Source organism: Flavonifractor sp. An112, from assembly GCF_904377885.1.
GTDB lineage: Bacteria > Bacillota > Clostridia > Oscillospirales > Oscillospiraceae > Flavonifractor > Flavonifractor avicola.
Genome location: NZ_CAJFGT010000001.1, coordinates 57112 through 71244 on the forward strand (window position 1 = coordinate 57112; position 14133 = coordinate 71244).

The following is a 14133-nucleotide window of genomic DNA, read 5'->3' on the forward strand; positions in this document are numbered from 1 at the left end:
AGGCCCGGACCATGCCTGTTTTGGACGTACAGCACATTGAGAAGCATTTCGGGGCCACCCGGGTGCTGGAGGACATCAGCTTTTCCCTGGAGCAGGGACAGGCTCTGGCCATCATCGGCTCCTCCGGTTCCGGAAAGACCACCCTGCTGCGCTGCCTGAACTTTCTGGAGACGCCGAACCAGGGCAAGATCCTGGTCAACGGGGAGACCCTCTTTGACGCCGACGATCCCGCCACCCAGCGGGAGGCAGAGGTGCGCAAAAAGCGGCTCCACTTCGGACTGGTGTTTCAGTCCTTCAACCTGTTCCCCCAGTACACCGCCCTGGAGAACGTGACTCTGGCCGGGGAACTGCTGGCCAAGGAGCGGCCCGACTTCAAGCAGAACAAGAAGACCATCCTGGAAGAGATCCGCACCCAGGGCCAGGCCCTGCTGGAGCGGATGGGCTTGGCCGACCGGGCGGGCCACTATCCCCATCAGCTCTCCGGCGGCCAGCAGCAGCGGGTGGCCATCGCCCGCGCTCTGGCCCTCCAGCCCGACATCCTGTGCTTTGACGAGCCCACCTCCGCCCTGGACCCGGAGCTTACCGGCGAGGTGCTCAAGGTGATCCGCTCCCTGGCTGAGCAAAAGACCACCATGATCATTGTCACCCATGAGATGGCCTTTGCCCGGGATGTGGCCGACCAGGTGATCTTCATGGACGGCGGCATCATCGTGGAGCAGGGCCCCGCCCGTCAGGTCATCGAGAGTCCCCGGGAAGAGCGGACCCGTCAGTTTTTGTCCCGCTATTCCGAGAATTGAAAAGGGTCAAAAAGCGTGGTATCATAATCTGGATACCACGCTTTTACACTGCAAGGAGTTGACGCCATGGAGGAAGCCATTTTTTTGCCGGTGCTTTCCCACTTTGAAAACGAGAATTTCTGGACCGCCAGCGGCGGCCGGATGCGCTACCGGGTGGATCCGGTGAAGGGGGACGAGGAGAATCCCCCCTCCCTGACTGCCCAGGTGTGGGAGGGGCCCTGGCGGCTCCAGGACAGCACTGTGGAGGAGACAAAGTCCTTCCCCATGACGGAGGAGGGGGTGGAGGAGCTGCGGTCCTGGGTGTTGGTCTGGCAGGAGACCATCAATGCCCGGCCTCCCAGAAGCATGAAGGAGACCCTCCAGGCCAGAGACGCCCGCCGGGCGGAGCTGGAGGCCCAAAGCAAGGAAGAATAACCGCAAATCTGTGAAGTGCATAGGATGACCCGGAGGGGTTGCCAATGCACATCACAGAGCATATTCTCACCAACAGCGACTGCTACAAGGCAGGACGCACCATCAAACCCAAGGGGATCATGGTCCACTCCACCGGCGTGGCCCAGCCGGACGTCAACGTCTTTCTCAAGGCCTGGGACAAACCGGGGGTGAACGCCTGTGTCCATGCCATCGTCCACCGGGGAGGCGTCACCGAGACCCTGCCCTGGAACTGGCGGGGATGGCACGCCGGCGGCGCGGCCAATAACACCCATATTAGTTTTGAGATCCTGGAGCCTGCCGGGCACACCTACAAAGGCGGCGCCATGATCGGATACGACCCGATAAAAAACAAGGCCTATTTTCAGCAGGTATACGACACGGCAGTGGAGCTATGCGCTTATCTGTGTGAAAAATATGGCCTGGACCCGGAGCAGGGCATCATCGACCATGCGGAAGGCTGTAAGCTGGGGCTGGCCTCCAACCACAGCGATGTGGGACAATGGTTCCCCAAGCACGGCAAGAGCATGGATACCCTCCGCGCCGACGTGAAAGTGCGGCTGAAGGGGGGTGAACCGGAGATGACGCAGGAGCAGTTTGACGCCGCCTTCACCGCCCATGAGGGGGAGATTTCCGCCCGGACGGTGAGCGAGTGGGCCAAGGAGGCCTGGAACAAGGCCAAGGAGGCCGGCGTGTTTGACGGCACCGCCCCCGGCGCTCCCCTGACCCGGGAGCAGGCCGCTTTGATTCTGGAGCGTCTGGGTCTGCTGGGGAAGTAACAGGAAAAAAGAGGAGGAAGTAAAAATGACTTGGGGAACCTACTATTTCTTTTATGAGTGCCCGCAGTGCGGCAAGAAGTACCGCTATGAGCTGGAGTTTGCCTCTGAGCCTGAGTTCGGCTTCTGCCCCGACTGCCATGTGATGGGCACCTTTGTGGGAGAGACCAAGGACAACAAGCAGGGCGAGGACAAGTTCGTGGATTACGAATTTGTGTAAGACTTGCAACGCAAAAAAGGACGCCGGAAGGCGTCCTTTTTTGCGCGATCAGTCGGGCTGCGTGACGGTGCCGCTCTGGGTGATGTGCAGCATATCGGCGGTGATATCGGTGGTGTAGGGGTTGAGCCCGGAGGTGTTGACGATCTCCAGTACCTTTCCGGGGTAGAGCTCGTAGCACCAGTCTATGCCCTTGTATTCAACCGTGCCGTCTCCCGGCAGGGAGGTAGTGGTCACGTTGTCGAAGTCGAAGGACAGGCCCTTGTCGGCGAAGAAGGCCAGGTCGGTGACGCTCAGGTCGGTATCCACGTTCTCCATAAAGATGTCATAGTAGGTGGGCAGATTCAGAGGCTGGGAGATGGCCTTCTTCAGGACAGCCATGATCAGTTCCCGCTGGGTCTTGGTGCGGCCGATGTCGGCGTCGGGATATGCGTCGTAGATGTTGTGGGGATAGACACCCTTGCCGTCGGAATTTTTCCGGCAGCGCACCACCTTCAGAGCGTCGGAGCCAGTGAGATACTGCATTCCGGGCTCAAAGTGGATGTGCAGATTCTGGTCGGGATCGTCGTAGGACATATGCACCGGCACATTGAAGTTGACACCGCCTACCGCATCCACCAGCTTCACAAAGCCCTGGGTGTTCACCTTCACATAGAAGTCGATGGGGAAGCCCACGATATTTTGGACCTCTTCCTTCAGGGCGTCCATACCGTTGTAGGGGTACATACTGCACAGCTTATAGAAGTGCTTTCCCTTGCTGGAGACGCCCTCGATCAGGGTGTCCCGGGGGATGGAGACCATGGCAATGGTCTGGTTTACCGTGTCGTAGGTGGCCACGATCATAGTGTCTACGTTGCCGCTGGCCTGGTCGCTGGCGCACAGCAGGAAAGTATAGGTGTACTCCTTCCGCTGGCGAGTGGGCTGGGCACTCTCTTCCTGGCCGGGGGACTGGAGGGAGACCTCTCCGCTCTCTGCCGGCGGAGGGGTCTCCTCCTGGATCTTGGGCGGCTGGGCCAGCAGCTTGAAGGTAACGATGAAGGCCAATACCAGCGCCGCCACCACCGCCAGAATGATAAACAGGACTTTGGCTGCCTTCTGTCCGGGGGACAGAGGGATCTTCTCTTTCTTCTTTTTCATCAGCCGCCTGGCCATGGCCACCACGCCCTTCTTTGGTAATATATTACATTATGTATTGCTTTTATCCTTAGAATGACCGCGTTATATCGAATTAGACGGTATAAGACAAGGAAAAGTTTCCGCGTTTTCGGCTCTTTTTGACAGGAAACCTTACGCTTCTCCCACAAACCGGCTGCGGATGCTGAGAGTGGCGGCAGTGAGGGAATTGACCGCCCCCAGCAGATCCATCAGCAGCTGATTCTGCCGGGCCAGCTCCTCCAGTACCCGGTCCATGCCCTCTCCTCCGACGGAGGGTGGGGACCAGACAGGGGCGCTCCAGCAGGGGATGGGATGGGCATACCGCTTCATGGCAGGCTCCATGGGCTGGCTCTGGGCCAAAATTGCGGCGGCCCGCTGCCGCGCCTCCTGGTCCCGGGCTCTCTGACAGGTGGGTTGGTTCATAGAAAACACCTCCTTTTCACCCCTTATCCTATGCCGGTGAGCACTTCCCGGTCCGTCCCAGGCAGAATTGGGGAATTTGCCCGTTGACATTTTGAAGGGACATGGTACACTGAACTGGACCGTATGAAGAGCAAACGCTCATGCGGCCCAGAAAGGAACGAGGTACCATGAAGAAACTGCTTGCACTGGGCCTGACCGTGGCCCTGGCGCTGGGCCTTACCGCCTGCGCTTCCAATCCTGCTCCGGCGGAGAGCACCCCTCCCGCTGAGACCACCCCCGTGGCGGAGACCACTCCCGCACAGTCTGAAACCCCTGCTCTGGAGGGAACTGAGATCAACCTGGGCCTGCTCAACGGCCCCACTGGCATGGGCGCCGCCAAGCTGCTCGCTGACAACGATGCCGGCGAGACTGTCAACCACTACAATGTGACCATGGGTTCCGATCCCTCCACCGATATCGTGCCCAAGCTGAACAGCGGGGAGCTGGACATGGCCGCTCTGCCCACCAACGTGGCCGCCAACCTGTATAATAAGACTGGCAATGTGCAGCTGCTGGCCCTGAACACTCTGGGTGTGCTCCACATCCTGGAGAACGGCAATACCGTTAACTCTCTGGCCGACCTGTCCGGCAAGACCATTTACGCCATCAACCAGGGCACCAACACCGAGTATGTGCTGGACTACCTGCTGACCCAGAACGGCCTGGACCCGGACACCGATGTGGACATCCAGTGGAAAACCAGCGAGGAGGTCACCACCCTGATGGCCTCCGGCGAGATCGACCTGTGTATGCTCCCTGTGCCTGCTGCCACCACCGTGCTGATGCAGAACAGCGACGTGCGGGATGCCATCGACCTGAGCGACGCCTGGACTGAGTCCGGAGCCTCCGGCACCTTCACCATGGGCTGCGTGGTGGTGCGCACCGAATTTGCCCAGGAGCACCCCGAGGCGGTGGAAGCCTTCCTGCAGGAGTATGAGGCCTCCATCAACTACATCAAGGACAACCCGGAGGAGGGCGGCCAGCTCATCGAGCAGTACGGCATCGTGCCCAAGGCTGCCATTGCCACTGCGGCCATCCCCCAGGCCAATATGATTTTTGTGGCCGGTGAGGACCTGAAGTCTATCTCCAGCTACTATGAGGTGCTCTTCGCCGCCGACCCCACTTCGATCGGAGGTTCCATCCCCGATGACGCCTTCTACTACATCCCGTAATGTAAAACGGAGCAAATTACTGCGAGCTGTCATACCCATGGCCTTCTGGCTGGGGGTTTGGCAGCTTGCGGCCTTTTTGGTGGACATGAGGACCAATGGCCACGGCGCTTTGCTGCTGCCCTATCCCCTGCTGGTGGCCCAGCGGCTGTGGGCCCTGGCGGGACAGGGGGCCTTCTGGCAGTCGGCGGCGGTGACCCTGGGCCGTATCTTCGGGGGCTTTGCTGTCGGCGCGGTGGTGGGGGCTCTGGTGGCGGCGGCCACCTCAGCCCTCCGGGCGGCGGACTGGGTGCTTACCCCGGCGGTAAAGGTGATCCGGGCCATCCCGGTGGCCTCCTTCATTGTGCTGGTGCTGCTGTGGGCCCCCTCTTCCGGCTGGGTGCCCGCCATCGTGTCCGGCCTGATGGTGCTGCCGGTGCTGTGGGGCAATGTGAGCCGTGGAGTGGTCCAGACCGACCCCCTGCTGCTGGAGGCCGCCCGGGCCTACCGTTTTGGCCGTGGCAAGACCCTTCGGCTGGTGTACCTGCCCTCGGTGCGACCCTACTTTGTCAGCGGCTGCGCCACCGGCCTGGGCCTGGCCTGGAAAGCGGGAGTGGCGGCCGAGGTGCTCTGTCAGCCCAAGCTGGCCATCGGCACCCAGCTTTACCGGGCCAAGATTACCCTGGAGACCCCCGACCTGTTTGCCTGGACAGCGGTGGTCATCGTGTTGAGTTTTGTGCTGGAATACGCCCTGGGCATCCTGTTCCGGCGGCTGGGAGGGGATAAAACGTGATATCCGTCAAAGATATTACCGTTCGTTTTGGGGAAAAGACGGTGTTGGACCGTTTTTCCCTGGACCTGCCGGAGACGGGGATCACCGCTCTCTCCGGCCCCTCCGGCTGCGGCAAGACCACCCTGCTGCGGGTACTGGCAGGGCTCCAGCCGGTGGAGGAGGGGACTGTGGCTACCCCACCAAATCCGGTGATCCTCTTTCAGGAGAACCGGCTGCTGCCCTGGCGGACGGTGGAGCAGCACATTGCCGACGTGCTGCCCCGGGAGCGCCGGGGGGAGGCCTCCCGCTGGCTGGCATTGGCGGAGCTGGAGGGGGAGGAGAAGCACTACCCTGCCGCCCTGTCCGGCGGTATGGGGAGGCGGTTGGCCCTGGCCCGGGCTCTGGCCTGCGGCGGGGGACTCATCCTTCTGGACGAGCCCTTTGCCGGGGTGGATGCACCCAGGGCAGCCCGTATCTTGGAGCGGGTGCGGGGGCTTGGCCTGCCGGTGGTGCTGTCCAGTCATGAGCGGGAGACGGTGGCCCTGTGCGACCGGGTGATCGGCCTGGACGGGCCGCCCCTCAGGCAGATGTGATCTTTTTGGATTCTTTTCAGCTTTTCTAAGGTTTTCTAAAAAAGAGCGAAAGCGCGTTGCGCTTTCGCTCTTTTGTGATAAAATGGGAACCATGAATTTTCGGTAAAGGCAGCGTAATGATATGAGCAACATCACTGAAACGCCTGAGGTGCAGGAGGTACCGGAGCCCCAGACGCCTCCAAAGCGGCGGTTCCGGCTGAAGTGGCCCAAGCTGGCCATGAGTCCCCGGCAGTACTGGTGGACCACCATGGTTTTGCTGATCGTGGTGCCCCTGATCTCCTTCACCATGGTGGAGTATCTGAATTATAACGATCCCTGGAAGGATTTTACCCCCGCCCAGATCCTGCTGAATCTGGTGTGGTACTACTTTGGAGAGCTGTTCTTCTACTTCCTCCGGGGCCGGCGCAGCGGTGCGGTAAAGCTGGGCTTGGGCATCGCCTGGGGCTTCGGCTGCGCCAACCACTACCTCATTGCCTTCCGGGGGCGTACCCTGTTCCCCGGAGACTTCCTCAGCTTGGGTACCGCCGCCAACGTGGCGGGCAACTATGACTATTCCCTGTCCCAGCGGCAGTGGGTGACCCTGATCATGATGATCGCGGTGATCCTGGCCATGAAGGTATTGCCCAACGAGCCCCGAAAAAAGTTCTCCTGGAAGGTGTTCGGGGCCTCGGCGGGGGCGGCTGTGGTGTTCCTGTCGGTGTTTTTCGGCACCAGCATGGTGGAGAAGCTGGGGATCGAGCCCTCCATGTGGACCACCCGTGGCAACGGTCTCTTCCTCAACTTTGCCGTGTGTATGAAGTACATGAAGGTGGAGAAGCCGGATACTTACTCCCAGCAGACCCTGAACGATCTGGGGACGGAAAACGCCAGCGACGATCTATCGGTGACGGTGGTGGACCCGGACGGCACGGTGCGGCCGGTGAACGTCATCGTCATTATGAACGAGTCCTTTTCCGACCTGTCTGTGCTGCCGGGAGTGGAGACCAACCAGGACGCCATGCCCTTTATTCGCTCCCTGACAGAGAACACCATCAAGGGCTATGCCTACTCTTCCGTGTTCGGCGGCACCACCGCCAACTCGGAGTATGAGTTCCTCACCGGCAACACCACCGCATACCTGCCCGCCGGTACGGTGCCCTATCAGATGTATGTCTCCGACGGGGACCCCACCCTGGTGGGCCAGATGAAGGCCTTGGGTTATACCGCCATCGCCGCCCACCCCTACCGGTCCTCCGGTTGGAACCGGCCTGCGGTGTACAGCGATTACGGTTTTGATGAGGTGTATTTCGAAAGCGACTTCCAGAACCGTACCTATATGCGGGGAGACGAGAAATCCGGATATGTCACCGATCAGTGTGACTATGAAAATCTGATTCGGCTGTACGAGGAGAAGGAGGCGGGGGAGCCCCTGTTCCTCTTCAATGTCACCATGCAGAACCACAGCGGCTACCAGATGTCCTGGGATAACCTGCCCCGGGAGGTATGGCTCACCGGCAGCCTAGAGGGCAGGTTCCAGACGGTGAACCAGTATCTGTCCCTTATCTACCAGAGCGATCAGGCCTTTGAATACCTGATCAACTATTTCTCCCAGGTAGAGGAGCCCACCATGATTCTCCTCTTCGGAGACCATCAGCCCCAGGTGGCCACCAATTTCTACACCGACGTGCTGGGGGAGAACCCGGACACCGCTCTGGCCCAGAAAAAGCAGATGGTACCCTTCCTGTTGTGGGCCAACTACGACATCCCGGAGGAGCAGGGGGTGGAGCTCTCCCTCAACTACCTGTCCGCCCTGCTGATGGACACCGCCAACCTGCCCATGACCGGCTACCAGAAGTTTTTGTCCCAGCTGTGGGAGGCCGCCCCGGTCATCAATACCGTGGGGGTGCGGGATGCGGAAGGAAACTGGTACGGGGAGAACGAAGCGCTGCCCGACCAGCTGGATGATGCCATTGAGGCCTACAAGGTACTGCTGTACAACAATATCTTTGATAAATCCAACCGGCTGGAGCATTTCTTCAGCCTGACGGAATAAGCAACACGCCCCCGGAGGTGCTTCCTCCGGGGGCGTGTTGTTGTATCAAAAAAACAGCAAAGGGTATGCAGGCGGCATATTGAAATTTTGGAATAAATTGAATACAGTAGAGAAAACGGCGATTTCACGGGAGATCCATCAAATGGAGGGATATTATGAAAAAACTGGTTTGTGAAATGTGCGGCAGCAACGACTTGTTAAAGCAGGACGGCGTCTTTGTCTGCCAGGGCTGCGGGTGCAAATATTCCGTGGAAGAGGCGCGGAAAATGATGATGGAGGATGGAGGCACCGGAGGGCCTGTCTCCACGCCGGCAGCACCGGTACCGGGGGTCAACCAGAGCCAGATCGACAACTATCTGGGCATGGCCAAAAGCGCCCTGGAAGGGAGCAACAACGAAGAGGCCGAAAATTACGCCAACAAGATCATTGAAATAGACCCCCAGAACTGGCAGGCCTGGTCCATCAAGGGTACCGCCGCCGGCTGGCAGACCACCGGCCGGAACAATCGGTACGGAGAGAGCGTGGTGGCCTGGATCAAGGCCCTGACCTATGTGCCTGAGGAGGAGCGCAGCAATCTGCGCATCGAGCTGATGGTATCTGCTCAGCAGATCGGCGCGGCCATCGTGCAGATGCACGGCAATCACTTTGTGGACTACCGCAGCGAGGATAATAAGCTGGATGTGCTCAATTCTGCCCAAAATGTGAAGGAACAGCTGCAAATGCTGAAGGAGCAGACCGGGGAGGAGTTCTACACCAACGACTTTTCCACCCGGTTGGGCCGCATCATCAACGGGGCTGCCGTGGGAGGCAGCAACAATGCCGACGAGGAGTTTGGTCCGGAGGATCTTAACCGTGGCAAGTACGAATGGGACCGCTACACCCAGAGCTCCGACCGGTGTCTCAAACTGCTGGAAAAGGCTTTTGACCTGTCCTATGACGATGAGCTGAGCTTTACCATCAGCAAGAACTATGTGGTAGTCGCCACCGCTGTGCGGGACTCCTGCTCCTATAAATTCGTGCCCAACGCCTATACCGACGGCAGTTATCAGGTGGACTATACCTTTACTGAGGCGGCCAAGAAGTCCCGTACCAACACCATCAATACCTGGCAGAAGCGGGTAGACTGGTACGATCCCGCCCATCGGAAGGCCCACATGGAAGCGGTACTGGGGCAGTGCGAGGCGGCCCGCGTCAGCGTTGAGGAGGATGCCGCCCGGGAGCAGTACTGGAGCGAGCACGCCCAGGAGAAGGCGGCCCTGGAGCAGGAGCGGGAGGCCCTCACCCGCCAGGCCGATCAGCTGGAGGCCGACCTGGCCGCCGATCCGGTCTATGAGGAGCGCAAACGCAAGCAGGAGGCCATCGATGACCTCAGCCGGCAGAAGCAGGGGCTGGGTTTGTTCAAAGGCAAGGAGAAAAAGGCCATCCAGGAGCAGATCGACCAGATCCAGGGTGAGCTGGGACAGGTGAATAGCCGCATCAGCCAGATGGAGGAGGCGTGCAGCCAGAAGCTCCAGCCCCTCCGCAGCCGGGCCACCGAGATCGGCGAGGAGCTGAACCGCTCCCGGGGCCGGCTGCCCATGGTCCATGGCGAGCAGCTGGAGCTGCTGGAGGGCAGGCACTTCAAGGGCTCGCCCATGGAGGTCCTCCGCAAGATCCAGGCCATACTGCCCCAGGGTTACAAGGCGGGCAAGGAGGAGGGCGAGGCGGCCATCGTCAACTACAGCAAGACCTCCCACGACCTGGCCCAGTCCATCCAGGGCCTTACCGATGCCCTCCAGGGCCGGAAAAGCGAAAAGAAGGAGTGGGTGGACGACCCCAACGAGGACAAGCAGTACCGGATCAACATTTTGAGGAGGGAGGATAATACTGGTTTCCACCTGTCCTTCTATGCCAAGTCCCTTCATCAGCCCTGCTCCGGTCGGTGCATCTTCGGCATCAGCGGCAGCTTCAGCGAGAACAGCGCAGTGGACTTCGTGACGGTTGTGTCCAGACTGCTCTTTGCTGCCCTGCCTACCTCCGACCTGGAGACCCTCCAGACCTTCCTGGCCCAGTCCCTTTACGGGCTGGCCGAATCCGACCAGATCTATCAGGATGGGGTGCGGCTGCGGATGGTGCGCAAGCAGTACACCTGGCTGGAATTTGAGGTGCTCTGAGTTACATTAAATCAGAGAGCCCGCCGCAGAATACTGCGGCGGGCTCTTTTGCTGTTATCAGGTCAGCACAGACCCAGGATATAGCGGCAGCAGAACTGCTTGTACCAGGGCAGGGCCTTGTCCACCTGAGTGGAGACGGTATGGGCGGCCTGTACAGCGGCCTGCCGCTCCTCTTCCGTCAGGGTGTGGGGACTGAATCTGGCCTTTTTGGCCAGTTCAAAGATTTCCTCAGAAGTCTGTCCGCCCCACTTCTCCAGCTTTTTCAGATAGAGATAAGCGGCAATGACGGCTTGGTTGGTGTTGGCCTGGCTAAACCGCTTCTCGCGCCGGCTTCGACCGATGGCCCGCCGGATGGGGAAGGCCAGAACCAGCAGCACGACCGCCAGAGGGATCAGGATGAACCGCAGATCCAGGGGGGCGGCCTCCGGCTGATCCTCTTTCTCGTCGTCGGGAGCGGCGGAGGGCCGGGCGGATGGCTGGGCCGTCTGGGTGGGCGTGGGGGTAGGTGTTGCGGTGGGGGTAGGCGTGGGGGTGGCCGTGCCGCTCTGGCCGGGATTGCTGCCGGCATAGGCGGGGGTGACCTCCACCGGCTCCCAGCCGTAGCCGGGAATATAGACCTCCACCCAGGCGTGGGCGGCGGAATCTGGGACATTCACATGGCCGGAGGAGGGTACGTCGGCCACATAGCCGGTGACATACCGGGCGGGGATACCCATAGCCCGCAGCATGAGGGTGGCGGCGCTGGCATAGTGCATACAGTAGCCCCGGTGACTCTCAGTGAGGAAATAGGTGACGAAATCCTCTCCCTCCGGGGTGGCGGGGGTGTTGGGATCGTACTGAGTGATGGAGGCCAGATAATCGGCGATGGCCTGGGCGCTCTCCATGGTCCAAAGATGGATCAGGTTGATATCCGATTTTGTGAGGTCAGGAATACCGTTCTCCGAGGTAATGCCGTAGGAGAAATCGGGGGTACTGGTTATTTCCCTGCTGTCGCAGGCCTCCATGACCTGGGGCCAGAACTGGTCGGTGGCCTCTACCATGGCATCCCACAGCTGGGGAGAGTCGGGAATGGTCAGATAATTGTCGTAGACAAAGGCCTGATAGCGCTCCTCCGCCTGACGGGCCTCCACCGGCAGCGCCGCCCCGGAATCGGGGGAGCAGCCGGGCTGGACGTACAGGGTGTGGGTCCACACATCCTCCCCTCGGGCCAGATAGGAGTCGTACATGAACTTGGTGCCGCTGAGCTCGTTGGGCTGGGACAGGATGTGATAGGGAACGTACACATAGCCTGGATCGGCGCCCGTATTATGAACCGTGACCTTGGCGTATTGTTTGCTGGGAAAGGCGTTTCGGTCAGCCAGGGCGGGGAAGTTCATGGGCTGATAGCCGTCCAATGCGTTTTCCAAGTCGGAAAGGGGGAATTGGCCGGATACCTCATCGATGGGATAATAGAAGGGACCCAGGTCCTGATAGTCCGATTCCTTCAGAGGCCCCCAGCCATCGCTGTCGTACACCGCGCTGGAAAAGCCCCGCAGGTAGATCCGGCCCCGCAGGTCGGTATCCACCTCCAGCACCGTCCGGCCGGAGAAGTCCAGAGGTCCGGCGTCGTCCAGGGACACCTTGCCGTCGGCATTGGTAAAGGAGCCGCCGCTGCCAAAGCCGAAGGGCCCTTTGCCGTCAAAGAGGGTGATGTTCAAATGAGTTGCCCAGTTGTTGATGGAGTCCAGAGCGTCGTCTGCCCACTGAGGCCGTTGATAGGTGGATTGGGGCATGGCGGCGTTGAGCAGGAGCAGCAGCAGGGCCACCGCCGGAAAGGAGACCAGGGTGAGCCGTGCGGCTCCTGCCCGGTCCCACCGCCGGGCCAGGGACCCCAGGCCCATCACGCACCAGGCCAGAATGAGCACCATCAGAGGCAGCCAGGCCGGTGTGACAGAAATGCACAGAGGAGCCAGCACAAAGGGGGCGGTGAGCAGGAAGGTGGCGGAAAAAGAAGGGAACCGTATCACCGCCAGGGCCAGCAGAACCACCAGAACAGCAGCCACGGCCAGGGCCAGAATGGTTGCGGCTCTAATCCAGACGGAGGGGGCCAGCTGGAGGATGGGCTCAATAAAACCGTCCAGCTCCAGACTGGTGCATACCGTATTCACCACAGAACAGCGGAAGGTGATCTCTCCCAGCCGCATGGCGGTGAACATCTGCCATACCACCAGACCGTCAATGCAGAGTACCGCAGCCATACTCACCAGCATCCAGCGGGTAGGGAGTGCGCACAGAACGGTGAGCAAGACTGACAGAAGCACACAGCCTGTAAGGAAAAGGGTGAGCTCAAGAGACTGTCCCACCGCAGAGGAGAAGGACCAGAGGGTGCTGGACAACAGCAGGAAGAGCAGGAAGCCGCCGGTCAGCAGCTCCAGCCAGCCCGGCCGGGGCCGGGGCTGCCGTTTGGAATGCTGTTTCATCGTCCCCCTCCTTCCACGCCGTCCGGCGTTACATGGAGATGGCGTACCTTACCGCCGCCGGGCAGCCGGAGGGCGCCGTCCAGAATGGAGCGGCCCTCCAGAGGTGCGGGGGTGGAGAAGACCAGCTCCAGACAGGCAAGCAGAGCGTTGGGACTGTCCACAGCCCGGTCCTCCGCCACGCCGGTGACCGGGGAAGCCCACTGGATGTGGTGGGGCCGGTCCTGCTGCAGCAGCCAGCGGGAGAGAGCCCACAGCTGGGCAAAGGTGCGGTCCAGTTCCTCGGACGGACCGAAGTGGTCATAGGTCACCACAATGGCGGCCTGTTGGGGTTCCAGGGTCTCCCGCACCACCAGTTCGTCCTTTTTGGAGGACAGCTTCCAGTGGACGGACCGCAGGGGGTCCCCCACCCGGTACTCCCGCAGGTCGTAGTCCTCGCCGGGACCGCCGCCGGGCCGGGGGCGGAGTACCGTACCGGCGTTCTCACCGGCGGCCAGCTCCTCCTTTCCTTCCAGCTCCAGCTGGGCGGGGAGAATGAGGACAGCCCGCTCCGGGCCCTTTCGCACCGGCAGAGGAAAGAGCCCCAGCAGGTCGCAGCAGACCGCTTTCTCTACCTGGCAGACCAGACGGCCGCAGTGGGTGGCGGCCACCGTCAGTTCCGCCGGCTTCCGGGCGGTTACCGTGATCTTGCTTTCCCCCGACTCTCCGGTGAGCTGATTGGCCCAGTGCAGCCTGATCCGGGGGCGGATGAGGGGCAGGAAGGAGGAATGGTACAGGAGCACGCCAAACCGGGCGCTGCCGCCTACTGTGATCAGGGGGGCTTGGGGCACTACCGATGCCATACTCCCCATCCATCCGGGCAGAGCCAGCAGCAGGGAGAGAATGGGAAGCACCAGAATGAGTACCAATACAAAGGTGGACAGGTAAAAGCGGAAAAAGATCTGAAAGAGCACCGCCGCGCCCACCAAAACGGCGTATAAAACCCGACGGCCTGCCATAGCCTTACCCGATCTTGGGCGGCGGGACCAGCCGGAGAATCTCCGCCGCCGGCTGGAAGTTGCCGTTGGCCTCTGCCCGGGGGGAGAGAATGAGTCGGTGTGTCACCACATCGGCGAAGACCATGGACACGTCCTCCGGATT

Annotated in this window: 14 protein-coding genes; 9 read left to right on the forward strand and 5 right to left on the reverse strand. The window is 60.8% G+C overall.

Annotated elements, in window-relative coordinates; all coding sequences use genetic code 11:
* Positions 1 to 11 precede the first annotated feature (11 nt).
* From IHN22_RS00245 to IHN22_RS00260, 4 genes are all read left to right on the forward strand, one after another.
* Entirely contained in the window at positions 12 to 797 is a 786-nt protein-coding gene (locus IHN22_RS00245) for an amino acid ABC transporter ATP-binding protein (protein ID WP_191432982.1), read from the forward strand.
* A gap of 66 nt (positions 798 to 863) precedes the next feature.
* Positions 864 to 1211: a hypothetical protein gene (locus IHN22_RS00250; protein WP_191432983.1), complete on the forward strand. Its 348-nt coding sequence runs from the start codon at positions 864 to 866 to the stop codon at positions 1209 to 1211.
* Between the two features lie 44 nt (positions 1212 to 1255).
* Positions 1256 to 2008: a peptidoglycan recognition protein family protein gene (locus tag IHN22_RS00255; protein WP_191432984.1), complete on the forward strand. Its 753-nt coding sequence runs from the start codon at positions 1256 to 1258 to the stop codon at positions 2006 to 2008.
* A gap of 25 nt (positions 2009 to 2033) precedes the next feature.
* Positions 2034 to 2225, forward strand: coding sequence for a hypothetical protein (locus IHN22_RS00260; RefSeq protein WP_087189476.1), 192 nt, complete (start codon positions 2034 to 2036; stop codon positions 2223 to 2225).
* 48 nt (positions 2226 to 2273) lie between these two features.
* Here the strand turns inward: IHN22_RS00260 and IHN22_RS00265 are convergent, their stop codons facing one another.
* Entirely contained in the window at positions 2274 to 3359 is a 1086-nt protein-coding gene (locus tag IHN22_RS00265) for an LCP family protein (RefSeq protein ID WP_191432985.1), read from the reverse strand.
* A 150-nt stretch (positions 3360 to 3509) separates the two neighbouring features.
* On the reverse strand, positions 3510 to 3800 hold the full coding sequence (locus IHN22_RS00270) for a hypothetical protein (protein WP_087269802.1): 291 nt from the start codon (positions 3798 to 3800) through the stop codon (positions 3510 to 3512).
* Positions 3801 to 3967: 167 nt separating this feature from the next.
* On the opposite strand from IHN22_RS00270, the gene IHN22_RS00275 reads away from it, so the two are divergent.
* The 5 genes from IHN22_RS00275 (at position 3968) to IHN22_RS00295 (ending at position 10537) form a co-directional block, all read left to right on the forward strand.
* Positions 3968 to 5011, forward strand: coding sequence for an ABC transporter substrate-binding protein (locus tag IHN22_RS00275; RefSeq protein WP_191432986.1), 1044 nt, complete (start codon positions 3968 to 3970; stop codon positions 5009 to 5011).
* Between the two features lie 85 nt (positions 5012 to 5096).
* On the forward strand, positions 5097 to 5780 hold the full coding sequence (locus IHN22_RS00280; RefSeq protein WP_300985232.1) for an ABC transporter permease: 684 nt from the start codon (positions 5097 to 5099) through the stop codon (positions 5778 to 5780).
* The gene (locus IHN22_RS00285) at positions 5777 to 6352 is read left to right on the forward strand and encodes an ATP-binding cassette domain-containing protein (protein ID WP_191432988.1); all 576 of its coding nucleotides are present in this window, start codon (positions 5777 to 5779) and stop codon (positions 6350 to 6352) included. The genes IHN22_RS00280 and IHN22_RS00285 overlap by 4 nt, the downstream gene beginning before the upstream one ends.
* A gap of 121 nt (positions 6353 to 6473) precedes the next feature.
* The gene (locus IHN22_RS00290; protein WP_300985233.1) at positions 6474 to 8384 is read left to right on the forward strand and encodes an LTA synthase family protein; all 1911 of its coding nucleotides are present in this window, start codon (positions 6474 to 6476) and stop codon (positions 8382 to 8384) included.
* A gap of 155 nt (positions 8385 to 8539) precedes the next feature.
* On the forward strand, positions 8540 to 10537 hold the full coding sequence (locus tag IHN22_RS00295) for a hypothetical protein (protein WP_191432989.1): 1998 nt from the start codon (positions 8540 to 8542) through the stop codon (positions 10535 to 10537).
* 62 nt (positions 10538 to 10599) lie between these two features.
* On the opposite strand, the gene IHN22_RS00300 is transcribed toward IHN22_RS00295, so the two are convergent.
* Genes IHN22_RS00300 through IHN22_RS12875 form a run of 3 tightly spaced genes read right to left on the reverse strand, consistent with a single transcriptional unit; the run spans position 10600 to position 14121 of the window.
* Complete coding sequence (locus tag IHN22_RS00300; protein ID WP_191432990.1) at positions 10600 to 12996, reverse strand: transglutaminase-like domain-containing protein; 2397 nt, start codon at positions 12994 to 12996, stop codon at positions 10600 to 10602.
* Positions 12993 to 13991 carry a DUF58 domain-containing protein gene (locus tag IHN22_RS00305; RefSeq protein ID WP_191432991.1) on the reverse strand — a complete coding sequence of 333 codons (999 nt, stop codon included), beginning with the start codon at positions 13989 to 13991 and terminating at the stop codon, positions 12993 to 12995. Before IHN22_RS00305 ends, IHN22_RS00300 begins: the two co-directional genes overlap by 4 nt.
* 4 nt (positions 13992 to 13995) lie before the next feature.
* Complete coding sequence (locus tag IHN22_RS12875; RefSeq protein ID WP_365813408.1) at positions 13996 to 14121, reverse strand: hypothetical protein; 126 nt, start codon at positions 14119 to 14121, stop codon at positions 13996 to 13998.
* Positions 14122 to 14133 lie beyond the last annotated feature (12 nt).